Annotated in this window: 11 protein-coding genes; 7 read left to right on the top strand and 4 right to left on the bottom strand. The window is 67.8% G+C overall.

Features of this window, described 5'->3' with window-relative positions:
• A partial coding sequence (locus ACWELQ_RS24380) for an FtsK/SpoIIIE domain-containing protein (protein ID WP_452399365.1) occupies positions 1-881 on the top strand: 881 nt, incomplete at its 5' end.
• Between the two features lie 16 nt (positions 882-897).
• Here the strand turns inward: ACWELQ_RS24380 and ACWELQ_RS24385 are convergent.
• Together ACWELQ_RS24385 and ACWELQ_RS24390 are read right to left on the bottom strand one after the other, a co-directional pair.
• On the bottom strand, positions 898-2,100 hold the full coding sequence (locus ACWELQ_RS24385) for an ABC transporter permease (RefSeq protein ID WP_452399366.1): 1,203 nt from the start codon (positions 2,098-2,100) through the stop codon (positions 898-900).
• Positions 2,097-2,975: an ABC transporter ATP-binding protein gene (locus ACWELQ_RS24390; protein ID WP_452399367.1), complete on the bottom strand. Its 879-nt coding sequence runs from the start codon at positions 2,973-2,975 to the stop codon at positions 2,097-2,099. Before ACWELQ_RS24390 ends, ACWELQ_RS24385 begins: the two co-directional genes overlap by 4 nt.
• Before the next feature lie 207 nt (positions 2,976-3,182).
• Between ACWELQ_RS24390 and ACWELQ_RS24395 the strand changes: the two genes are divergently transcribed.
• Together ACWELQ_RS24395 and ACWELQ_RS24400 are read left to right on the top strand one after the other, a co-directional pair.
• On the top strand, positions 3,183-4,196 hold the full coding sequence (locus ACWELQ_RS24395) for a hypothetical protein (protein ID WP_452399368.1): 1,014 nt from the start codon (positions 3,183-3,185) through the stop codon (positions 4,194-4,196).
• 51 nt (positions 4,197-4,247) lie between these two features.
• Positions 4,248-5,549 (top strand): KamA family radical SAM protein, encoded by a 1,302-nt coding sequence (locus ACWELQ_RS24400; protein WP_452399369.1) that lies wholly within the window; start codon positions 4,248-4,250, stop codon positions 5,547-5,549.
• A gap of 10 nt (positions 5,550-5,559) precedes the next feature.
• Here ACWELQ_RS24400 and ACWELQ_RS24405 read toward each other — a convergent pair whose 3' ends face one another.
• Positions 5,560-6,135: an HdeD family acid-resistance protein gene (locus ACWELQ_RS24405; protein WP_452399370.1), complete on the bottom strand. Its 576-nt coding sequence runs from the start codon at positions 6,133-6,135 to the stop codon at positions 5,560-5,562.
• 115 nt (positions 6,136-6,250) lie between these two features.
• Here ACWELQ_RS24405 and ACWELQ_RS24410 point away from each other — a divergent pair, with 115 nt between their 5' ends.
• Complete coding sequence (locus ACWELQ_RS24410; RefSeq protein ID WP_452399371.1) at positions 6,251-6,424, top strand: hypothetical protein; 174 nt, start codon at positions 6,251-6,253, stop codon at positions 6,422-6,424.
• On the opposite strand, the gene ACWELQ_RS24415 is transcribed toward ACWELQ_RS24410, so the two are convergent.
• Complete coding sequence (locus ACWELQ_RS24415; RefSeq protein WP_452399372.1) at positions 6,421-6,678, bottom strand: GlsB/YeaQ/YmgE family stress response membrane protein; 258 nt, start codon at positions 6,676-6,678, stop codon at positions 6,421-6,423. The two genes, ACWELQ_RS24410 and ACWELQ_RS24415, sit on opposite strands and share 4 nt — an antisense overlap.
• Before the next feature lie 212 nt (positions 6,679-6,890).
• Between ACWELQ_RS24415 and ACWELQ_RS24420 the strand changes: the two genes are divergently transcribed.
• From ACWELQ_RS24420 to ACWELQ_RS24430, 3 genes are all read left to right on the top strand, one after another.
• Entirely contained in the window at positions 6,891-8,111 is a 1,221-nt protein-coding gene (locus tag ACWELQ_RS24420; RefSeq protein ID WP_452399373.1) for an acyl-CoA dehydrogenase family protein, read from the top strand.
• A gap of 66 nt (positions 8,112-8,177) precedes the next feature.
• On the top strand, positions 8,178-10,694 hold the full coding sequence (locus ACWELQ_RS24425; RefSeq protein WP_452399374.1) for a protein kinase domain-containing protein: 2,517 nt from the start codon (positions 8,178-8,180) through the stop codon (positions 10,692-10,694).
• Positions 10,695-10,789: 95 nt separating this feature from the next.
• Positions 10,790-10,918, top strand: coding sequence for a hypothetical protein (locus tag ACWELQ_RS24430; protein WP_452399375.1), 129 nt, complete (start codon positions 10,790-10,792; stop codon positions 10,916-10,918).
• Positions 10,919-10,941 lie beyond the last annotated feature (23 nt).

Consider the following 10,941-nt stretch of genomic DNA (forward strand, 5'->3'; position numbering starts at 1 on the left):
ATGCGGACGCCGCCGCGCTGGCCTGGCTGGTGGAGGAGATGGAGCAGCGCTACCAGGACATGCAGGCCAGCAAGGTCCGCCACATCGACGACTTCAACCGGAAGGTGAAGTCCGGCCAGATCACCGCGCCGCTGGGCAGCGAAAGGGTGTACCGCCCTTACCCGTACATCCTGGCCATCGTGGACGAGCTGGCCGACCTGATGATGACCGCCCCGCGCGATGTCGAGGACGCGATCGTCCGCATCACCCAGAAGGCCCGCGCCGCAGGCATTCACCTGGTGCTCGCCACTCAGCGCCCGTCGGTGGACGTGGTGACCGGTCTGATCAAGACCAACGTCCCGTCCCGCCTGGCCTTCGCCACTTCGTCTTTGACGGACTCCCGAGTCATCCTCGATCAGCCGGGCGCGGAGAAGCTGATCGGCATGGGCGACGGCCTGTTCCTCCCCATGGGCGCAAGCAAACCGACCCGTCTCCAGGGCGCCTTCATCGACGACGCCGAAATCTCCGCCGTCGTCGACTTCGCCAAAACCCAGGCCACCCCCGACTACCAGGAAGGCGTCACTGCCGCCAAGTCCGGCGAGAAGAAGGACGTCGACCCCGACATCGGCGACGACCTCGACCTCCTCATCCAAGCCATCGAACTGGTCGTCACCTCCCAATTCGGCTCCACCTCCATGCTGCAACGCAAACTCCGCGTCGGCTTCGCCAAGGCAGGCCGCCTCATGGACCTGATGGAAACCCGCGGCGTCGTAGGCCCCTCCGAAGGCTCCAAGGCCCGCGACGTCCTCATCAAGCCCGACGAACTCGACGGACTGCTCTGGACCATCCGAGGCGGCGGCGAACCGCCCGCCTCGGATGACGCGGAGTCCGAACCGTTCTGACGCCGGTCCTCGAGGATCAGTCCTCGAGGGCCAGGGCCTGCCGCAGGGTGAGTCGCCCTTGGGTTTGCATGAGGGAGCGTCGGTAGATCTTCTCCGCGATCAGGACGATCGCGTAGGCCGCGCACGCCACGATCAGCAGGGCGATCACGGGTTGCCACCAGGGGGCGGTTCCGGCGGCCAGGCGGGCGGGCATGGCGACGACGGAGGCCAGGGGGAGGAAGGAGGCGATGGTTTGGGCGGTGCCGGAGAGGAAGATTCCGGCGAAGAGCACGATCATCACCAGCATGGTCAGGGGGGTGGAGGTGGCTTGGAGGTCCTCGGTGCGGGTGGCCAGGGCTCCGGCTACCGCCCACAGGCTGGCCAGGGCCAGGAAGCCGACGAGGAAGAAGACCACGAACCAGCCTGCGGCGCCGCCGATTCGGGCTACCTGGTCGCCCTTGCCGGTGGCGGCCAGGCCGATCAGGCCGGCGCCGACGAACAGGACGAGCTGGCCGAGCGCCATGACGGTATTGCCGATCACCTTGCCGATCAGCAGCTGGCGCAAGGGGATCGCGCTGGCGAGGATTTCGACGATGCGGTTCTGCTTCTCCTCGACCACGCTCTGCGCGATGGAGAGGCCGAACAGGATGGACGACAGATAGAACAGGAACGCGAAGACGAATCCGGCGGCCTTGGCCAGGCCGGGGTCGATGGCGTTCGGTTCGAGCAAGGCCGTGGTGACGGTGCCGCCGCGGGCGAGCTGCTGCGTGGAAAGGCCCGCCGCGGCGGCATTCTGCTGGATGGCGAGCTGTCCGGCCGCCGCCGAGATGTAGGTGTCGGCCTTGTCGTTCTTGGCGGTTTTCCCGAGTAGTCGCCAGCCGTCGGGGCCGGGCACCAGACCCGCGTCGGCGTCGCCCGCCCGGACCTTCGCCGCGACGGCAGCCGGGTCGGGGACTTCGTGCGCCACGAAATCGACCTTGGCGTTGGAGTTGTGGGCGAGCTGCCCGGCCAGGTCGACCACGGCGCTCGCGTCCGGCCCGAGGACCGCGATATCGATGGTTTCGGTTCGGCTGCTGAGGAATCCGCTGATTCCCAGGGATGCGACGATCGCGATGATGGTGATCGCCGTGGAGATCAGGAAGTTGCGGTCGCGCAGCTTCACCGCGATCTCGCGCTGGGCGACCAGCCGCCAGACGCCCCGGGGCGCGTCGTCGATGGTGCTGTCGTCTGTGGTGCTCATGCCACCGCCTCCCGGTAGATGTCGGACACGGACGGCCGCACTGCGGCCAGTTCCCGCACGGAGCCGCGGCGCAGCGCCTCGGTCAGCACCGTGTCGGTGGTCGTGTCGGGCAATTCCACAATCGCTGTCGCGCCGTCGATTTCGATCACCTCGACCCCGGCGAGCTCGCGCAGCCACTGCGCGTCCCCGCCCAGCACCACCCGGTACCGTTCCGGCCCGGCCTCGGTCAGTTCCGCCGCCGACCCCTGCGCCACCACCCGCCCGTTGGCGAGAATGATGAGCCGATCACACAGTCGCTCCACCAGATCCAGTTGATGCGAGGAAAACAGGATCGGAACACCCTGCGCGGCATACTCTTTCAACAGCGCGGCCATGGAATCCACGGCCACCGGGTCCAATCCGGAGAACGGCTCGTCGAGCACCAGCGCCACCGGCTCCGCGATCACGGCGGCCGCGATCTGCACCCGCTGCTGATTGCCCAGCGACAGCGACTCCAGTTTGTCCTTGCGCCGCCCGCTCAACTCGAAGCGCTCCAGCAGCGCGTCGGCCCGCGAAACGGCCGCGGCGGCACCGATCCCGCGCAACCGCGCCAGATACACGAGCTGATCGACGATCGGCTGCTTCGGATACAACCCGCGCTCCTCGGGCATGTATCCGAACCGCCGCCGGTCCGCGGCATTCACCGCCCGCCCGGCCCAGCGCACTTCTCCGCCGTGAATCCCCAAGACCCCCATAATCATCCGCATGGTGGTGGTCTTGCCCGCACCGTTACCGCCGACGAACCCGCTCAACTCGCCTTCCGGCACGGTGAACGACACCTCGTCCACCGCCACCTTCTCTCCGAATCTCCGCACCAATCGTGTTACTTCCAACATCGAGCCCTCCCATGCACCGAGCGACAGACAGCCCCCATCTTGCCCAAATATCCTGAGTGCGAACCGCCGCCCCCGATCGGAATTGAAGCGCGGGGCCGGTGCCCATACTCTGAAGGCGTGGCAGGCGGGGGAATTGCACGGCGTCGGAAGCGGACTCGGCGATGGCGGTGGCCGGAACCGCGGTGGATCGCGGGTCTGGGTGTCGGGGTGGCGACCATTCTGCTGCTCTCGACGCTCGCCGGTGGCCTGCCGGACTACTGGCGCAACTTCGAGTTGAACACCGCCGCCGATCTGATCGGCGCGGTCTTCACCATCTTCCTGCTGACCCCGATCATCCAGCGGGTGGGGGAGTCCCGGGTGCGCGAGCATCGGGAACTCGATTACGGGCGCTTCCTCGACCGCGCCGACCGCAGTACCGACGCTATCCGCATCGTCGACACCTTCTCGAATATGTTGCTGGAGCCGTATTCAGACCGTTTCGGGCGGGTCGTGCGGGCGGCGGTGGCGCGCGGGGTGTCGGTGTACATCCTGCTCATCAATCCCTCGACCCTGGCCGCCGAGCAGCGTGCTCTGGAGCTGGGCGCGTCGGAGGATCTGCAACGGCAGCTCGCCCGCAATCTGCACACGCTGCGGGAATTACAGCGGGAGATCGGCGACCACGAGCGCGGGCACGGTGGGCGCGGGGTGCGGGCGGAATTCCAAGTGCGGCTTTATCATTCGGGTCCCGACGTGACGATGTACCGGGCCGACGACAAATGCCTTATTTCCTTCTACACTCTCGGCGAACTTTCGGGTGATTCCCGCCAGCTCGAGGTGTCGCGGTACTCGCCGCTGGGCAAGTTCGTCAATGATCGCTTTCACGCGGTCTGGAGTCGTTCCTCGCCGCTGGAGCATCTGGTCGGGATCACGGTGTCCGACGGTCGCGGTGGTGAGCTGCGGCGAACGGTGAGAACCATTGTGCTGGACGGCATCCGGTACGTGCACAGTTCACGGCTGGATCGCTTCCTGGAGGGCGCCGATCCGGATTCGATCACGGTCAAGCTCGACGGTGGCGGCGAGTACACCCTGTCGCGGGTGGCGGATGCCGAGCCGGAGGAACGTCTGCGCGTGCTGCTGGCCGAGCTCTTCCATGAGGCCCCGCCCGGCAGCTTCCGGCGGCTGGACCCGCTGCCGCTGAGCCTGGAACCGACCCGCGAAGACGCGGCAACCGCGGATCGCTAGGATCTGAGCCGGTCGCTCGACGTCCGTCGGGCAAGTGGCTGGAGGCATCGGATGTCGCTGGGCACCACGGGGTATGGATTTCGCGCGATCGGCGCCCGGGAACTGCCGCGGCTCGCCGCGCGGGCCGGGCTCGATGCCGAGCGGGCGCGGGAACTGGCGGCGGTGGCGGCGGTGCTGCCGTTCCGGACGAACCGGTATGTCCTGGACGAACTCATCGACTGGACGCGGGCGCCCGACGACCCGATCTTCCGGCTCACCATGCCGCACCCGGGCATGCTGTCCGACGAGGACCGCGCCGAACTGGTGACGCTGCTCGCCACCGAGGCGCCCGCCGCCGATATCCGCCACACGGCCACCCGGATCCGCAAGTCGATGAATCCGCATCCGGAGGGGCAGCGCACCCTCAATCTGCCGGAGGTCGACGGGGAGACCTTCGAGGGGCTACAGCACAAGTACCGCGGCACGGTGCTGTACTTCCCGCGCAACGGCCAGACCTGCCATGCCTACTGCGCGTACTGCTTTCGCTGGGCGCAGTTCGTCGGCGAACCGGAACTGCACATGGCCGCAGCGGGGCCCGAGACACTGGTCCGCTACCTGAAACGGCATCCCGAGGCCGGTGACGTGCTGATCACCGGCGGCGATCCGATGATCATGAGCGCCGAGGTGCTGGGCCGCCACCTGCTGCCCTTGCTCGCGCCGGAGCTGGAGCAGCTGACCACGATTCGCCTCGGCACCAAGGCGCTCGCCTTCTGGCCGTACCGGTTCGTCACCGACCCGGACGCCGACGAGCTGCTGGCGCTGCTGGCACAGGTCACCGCCTCCGGGCGGCACCTGGCCATCATGGCGCACGTCTCGCATGCCCGGGAACTGGAAACCGACATCGTGCGCACCGCGATCCGGCGCCTCCAGGACACGGGCGCGACGATCCGCTGCCAATCGCCGGTCGTGCGTACCGTCAACGACTCGGCCCGCGACTGGACGGCCTTGTGGCAGAACGAAGTTCGCCTCGGCATGATCCCGTACTACATGTTCGTCGAACGCGACACCGGCCCCCGCGACCACTTCGCCGTCCCCCTGGCCGCCTCCGCCGCCATGTTCGCCGACGCCTACCGCGCCGCCCCCGGCCTGGCCCGCACCGTCCGCGGCCCCGTCATGTCGGCCACCCCCGGCAAGATTGTCATCGACGGCATCACCACCATCGCCGACCAACGAGTTTTCGCCCTCCGCTTCCTCCAGGCCCGCGACGAATCCCTGGTCGGCACACCGTTCTTCGCCAACTACAGCCCCACCGCCCGCTGGCTCGACGACCTCACCCCGGCCTTCGCCCCCACCTTTCCCCACGAGCGTTCGTGAACATCGGCGGCTAGCGGGCGGCGCCGCGCAGCTGGAACGCGGTGACCGCCTCCATGATTCCGATCACGACCAGCCACCAGCCGGCGAGCAGGGTGAGCACCGAGATCGAGTCGAACGGCGAGACGATCAACACGATCCCGCCCACCGCCATCAGCAGCCCCGACACTGTCTGCCACCCGCGCATGGGCAGCCCCGGCTCCGACAGCGCGGCGATCAATTGCATGATCCCCCGGAACAGCCACCCGATCCCGATCCACAACGCCAGCAGCAGAACCGATTCGAGCGCACTGCGAAACGCGAAGAACCCCAGCATGATCGAGATGAACCCGCTGACGAACGCCAACAGCCGCATCCCGGCCGCGATATGCGCCCCGAACGCCGTCATCAGTTGCGTGACACCGGATATCAGCAGATAGATGCCGAACAGAATGCCCGCCACGACCAGCGTGGGCCCCGGCCAGGCGAGCACCAGCACACCCAGCACGGCCGTCAGAATTCCGGTGAGAAGTATTGCCTGCCAGGTGTTCTGGCTCACCTGACGCCACGGAGTAGGAAGGGTTTGCCCGGTCGCGGAAGTCGAAATCATGATCGATCCAAGGGGCCGAAGTTGATCGCGGCGGTCGCCGCGTCCCCAGTATCACTGCTCCGCCCAGTCAACACGCCGTGGTTGTCCGACTCTAATGTTTGCGGCGAGATAACTCGTGGCACGATACGGCCGAGAGGGCGGCGAGTTCGGTCAGCCGTTCGCCAAGGCCGGCTACGGCGGGGTTGCGCCGGGCACCGTCATCCAAGAGGACTTCGGTGGCGTGCAGACCTCCCAGGCGCAATCCGCCGCCGAGGGCCCCGATGCGGGTGAGGACGGTCGGCTGAGCTAACCGCGCACCTTGCCGACGATGAACAGCAGCAGCACCGAGCCCGCCAGGCAGGTCAGGAAGCTGAAGATCAGGCCGCCGCCGTTGACGTCCACGCCGACCAGCTTCAGCAGGAACCCACCCAGTAGACCGCCGACCACGCCGACGACGACATTGAGCACGATGCCCTGCTGAGCATCGGTACCCATGATCTTGCTGCCGATCCAACCGGCCAGTCCGCCGATAATGATCCAGCCGAAGAACCCGAGTGCGAGCATGTACGCCTCCTACCAGTTCCGATGCCGGGATTCATCCCATGATGGTCCTGCCGGCGACCGGAATCGGTCAGTGACACGCTGGTCGGTTTCGGGACGAGAGCGGTATGCCGGTCAGGGCGCCGAAAGGTGCGGTCGCTGTGCGGCGGTCGGCTGAATCTAGAACGTGTTCTATATTCGGGTGACCGTTCCGCGAGCCCCGGGAGTTCCCTCACATGTACCAGTGGTCCGATGAAGATCTGATGTTCCGTGATGTGCTGCGCGGGTTCATCGACAAGGAGATCAAGCCGCACGTCGAGCAGTTGGAGAGTGGGGCGCTACCGCCGTTCGACATCATTCGGAAGCTGTACGCGACCTTCGGGTTGGATGAGATGGCGCGGGAGGGGCTGGAGAAGACGATCGCTCGGGAGGAGGCGGGGACCGGCGGGAAGGCTTCGGGTGGGTTCAGCGGGTCGGGGTCGATGGGGGTCATTCTCAACAGTGAGTTGGCGGGGATCAGTCTCGGCTTGGTCGCCTCGATGGGGGTGAGTCTCGGGCTCACCGCGGGCACCATTCGCAGTCGCGGCACGCTGGCGCAGAAGAAGCGCTGGCTGCCGGAACTGGTGACCTTCGAGAAGGTCGGCGCGTGGGCGATCACCGAACCCGATTCGGGCTCCGACGCTTTCGGCGGCATGAAGTCGTATGTGCGCCGCGACGGGGCGGACTACATCCTCAACGGCCGCAAGACCTTCATCACCAACGGCCCGTACGCCGATGTCACCGTCGTCTACGCCAAGCTGGACGAGGAGGACGGCACCGATCGCCGCGACCGCAAGGTGCTGGCCTTCGTGCTCGACCAGGGCATGCCCGGCTTCACCCAGAGCAAGCCGTTCAAGAAGATGGGCATGAACTCCTCGCCCACCGGCGAACTGTTCTTCGACAATGTGCGCATCACCCCGGACCGCCTGCTGGGCGAGACGGAGAACCCGGCCAAGGGCGACGGCAAGGACAGCGCCAAGGAGTCCTTCGCCGCCGAGCGCATCGGCATCGCGTCGCTGGCGCTGGGCATCATCAACGAATGTCACCGGCTGTGCGTCGATTACGCGAAGTCGCGCAAGCTGTGGGGCAAGGAGATCGCGCAGTTCCAGCTCATCCAGTTGAAGCTGGCCGAGATGGAGATCGCGCGAATCAATGTGCAGAACATGGTGTTCAACGCCATCGAGCGCACCGCGGCGGGGGAGAAGGTGTCCCTCGCCGAGGCGTCGGCCATGAAGCTGTACTCCTCGCGCGCCGCCACCGAGGTCGCCATGGAGGCCGTGCAACTCTTCGGCGGCAACGGCTATATGGCCGAGTACAAGGTCGAGCAGCTCGCCCGCGACGCCAAGTCGCTGATGATCTACGCGGGCAGCAATGAAATCCAGGTCACCCATATCGCGAAGGGCCTGCTGGGCGGGTAGCCAACCGGCTGCGCCGCGCCCGGCGAGGCGGTAGCGTTCGATCCGACTACGTGCCGAGGGGATCGAATGCTGCGCGCGGGTGAGGTTTTCGCCGGATATGTCATCGAGCGGCGGCTGGGCAGCGGCGGCATGGGCGAGGTGTATCTGGCGACGCACCCGCGCCTGCCCCGCCGGGTCGCGCTGAAACTGCTCGGCCGCGACTTCACCGCCGACCCGGAGATCCGGGCGCGCTTCGAACGCGAGGCCGAGCTGATCGCGCGCCTGGATCACCCGAATATCGTGTCGGTGCACGATCGCGGCGTCCACGACGATCGGCTCTGGATCTCCATGCAGTTCATCGACGGCGTCGACGCCGGTGAACTGGATCCGCCCACCCTGCCGCCCGCCCGCGCGGTGCAGATCGTCGGCGAGGTCGCCAAGGCCCTCGACTACGCCCATTCGATGGGCATCCTGCACCGTGACGTGAAGCCGGCCAACATCATGGTCGCCCGCCCCGCCCCCGGCTACGGCGAGCGAATCCTGTTGACCGACTTCGGCATCGGCCGCCTGCGCGACGATTCCGGTGCTCTCACCCGGACCGGTTCCCTGCTGGCCACCCTCGCCTACGCCGCACCCGAGCAGCTGGCCGGCGCTCCGGTCGGCCCCGAGGCGGACCGCTACTCGCTGGCCTGCGCGCTGTTCTGGCTGCTGTGCGGTTCAACCCCGTTCGCCGCCGACAACGCGGCCGCCGTCGTCGCCGGGCACCTGCACTATCCGCCACCCCGCGTCAGCGATCGCCGCGCGGCCGTGCCGGCGGCCGTGAACGCTGTCCTGGCCAAAGCGCTGGCCAAACAACCCGCCGACCGATTCGCCTCCTGCATCGAATTCGCCTCCGCCGCAAGGGAAGCCATCGAGTCGCGCGCTGACCCGGCACCGCCCGCTTCCGCTTCGCCCGGGGCATGGGCCCCTGCGGGACAGGCTGGGGCGCAGGGGATTCCGAGCACCGATCCGACCCTGGTGGATCCTCTCCCCGGCGGCTACCCGACGCCGCAGGCCCCGGTGTCCGGCGCACCCGGTTCCGTCCCGCCCGTCGCCCCGAGTCCTGGCGCGTCGCCGTGGTCGTCGGTGGCCGCATCGGAGGTCGAGCCGGCGTCCGCCGTGTGGATGCGGCCCGGAAGCCCTGGTGCCCAGGGGAATCCGTCCAGCCATTCAGGTGATTTGACCGCGATCCCCGCTGCTCCTGTTCCCGCCGCGTCGGCCTGGGCCCGGCAGTCATCCGCGCCACCGGGGCGGGTGCCGAGTGATTCGGCCGTGCAGGGGTTTTCGCCCGGAGGGCCGCCCGTCGCGGTGCGGTCCCGGCGCGGGCGGACGTTCTGGGTGGCGGGTGCGGCGATCTGTCTGGTGATCGTGCTCGGGGTGGTGTTCGGGATCATCTGGGCCGCAGGCCGTTCCGGGTCGTCGTCGGCCACCTCGCGGCCGCGGGCGACGACTGCGGGGCCGGGGAGCCTGGCGGCGTTCTTCACGGGGAGTCAGCCGATCGGGCAGGTCGATGCCCAGGGCAAGCTGATCACGCCCGGTGAGCCGCACTATCCGACGTCGGTCGGCACGGCCCGCTGCGGCGCGACCACCATCGCCATGGTCGGCGCGCTGTCGGGGCCCAATGCGGCACTGGGCCGCAACGTGCTCGGCGGCGTGAAGTTGATGGTCGATCAGTTCGGCAAGGCGAGCCCGGACTGCCCGATCGTCATCCGGCAGTTCGACACCACCGGTGATCCGGGGATCGCCGGTCAGTTCGCGCCGCAGATCGTCGCCGACCCCTCGATCGTGGCGGTGATCGGCCCGGTGTTCTCCGGTGAGGCCAAGGTGGCCGGACGGTCTTTCGACGATGCGGGACTGCCGTTCCTGACGCCGGCGACGAACACGGTGTTGTCGACCCTCGGCTGGCGCAGCTTCTTTCGCGGTCTCGCCGGTGACGGGGTGCAGGGCGCGGCGGTGGGCCGCTACCTCGCCGGGGCAGCCGGATACCGGAGAGTCTGTGTGCTTTCGGACAACAGTGACTACGGGGCGGGCCTGGGTGCGAGCATCATCAGCGGCCTCGGGGCGGTGTCGGACCCGTCGTGCGCGGTCACCGTCCCGATGGCGGGCGATCCCGCCGATGCGATCAGCAAGGTCAAGGCCGCCGCACCCGACGCCGTCTACTATGCCGGGTATTACGTCGAGGCCGGGTCGGTGCTGGACCGGCTGCGCCGGGCCGGGGTGAGCGCGCCGTTCGTATCCGGTGACGGCAGTTACGATCCCGCGTTCGTCACCGCCGCCGGATCGGAGGCATCGGGCACCGTGCTGTCGTGTCCGTGCGGTCCGGTGACCGATCACTTCCTCACCGACTACGAGGCCGTGAACGGCCAGGCGGCCGGGGTCTACGCGGCGGAGGCGTACGACCTCACGGCCATCGTGCTGCGCGGGATCGCGGCCGGGCACACCTCCCGGGCGGATCTGCTGAGCTATCTGAAGACCTATTCGGGCGATGGCGTCGCCCGTTCCTATGCCTGGACCGCGACCGGAGAGTTGGCGGAACCGCGCGTGTGGCTCTACAAACTCCAGTAGTGAAGGATTTCCTGGGAATCTGCTCCGAGCGAGACAGTGAAGTATTAACGTTTCGCATCGTCCACGATCCTGTGGGCGATGAGAGGAGCACACTCATGAAGACCACCCAGCGGGCAGGCATCGGCGCCACCGCACTCGGTGCCGCGGCCGCGGTCGCACTGCTGACCGCACCGAATGCCAGCGCCCTGGTCACCGGCTTCGTGGCCCGGGTGATCGCCAGATAGGTGTTCAGGCCCCTCACGGTCCG

The sequence above is a fragment of the Nocardia sp. NPDC004722 genome (assembly GCF_053601505.1).

What these genes read in the sequence shown, in the direction of transcription:
- ACWELQ_RS24400 (WP_452399369.1), top strand. Translation starts at nt 4,248, where the DNA reads ATGTCGCTGGGCACCACGGGGTATGGATTTCGCGCGATCGGCGCCCGG.
- ACWELQ_RS24415 (WP_452399372.1), bottom strand. Translation starts at nt 6,678, where the DNA reads ATGCTCGCACTCGGGTTCTTCGGCTGGATCATTATCGGCGGACTGGCC.
- ACWELQ_RS24420 (WP_452399373.1), top strand. Translation starts at nt 6,891, where the DNA reads ATGTACCAGTGGTCCGATGAAGATCTGATGTTCCGTGATGTGCTGCGC.
- ACWELQ_RS24390 (WP_452399367.1), bottom strand. Translation starts at nt 2,975, where the DNA reads ATGTTGGAAGTAACACGATTGGTGCGGAGATTCGGAGAGAAGGTGGCG.
- ACWELQ_RS24385 (WP_452399366.1), bottom strand. Translation starts at nt 2,100, where the DNA reads ATGAGCACCACAGACGACAGCACCATCGACGACGCGCCCCGGGGCGTC.
- ACWELQ_RS24405 (WP_452399370.1), bottom strand. Translation starts at nt 6,135, where the DNA reads ATGATTTCGACTTCCGCGACCGGGCAAACCCTTCCTACTCCGTGGCGT.
- ACWELQ_RS24425 (WP_452399374.1), top strand. Translation starts at nt 8,178, where the DNA reads ATGCTGCGCGCGGGTGAGGTTTTCGCCGGATATGTCATCGAGCGGCGG.
- ACWELQ_RS24430 (WP_452399375.1), top strand. Translation starts at nt 10,790, where the DNA reads ATGAAGACCACCCAGCGGGCAGGCATCGGCGCCACCGCACTCGGTGCC.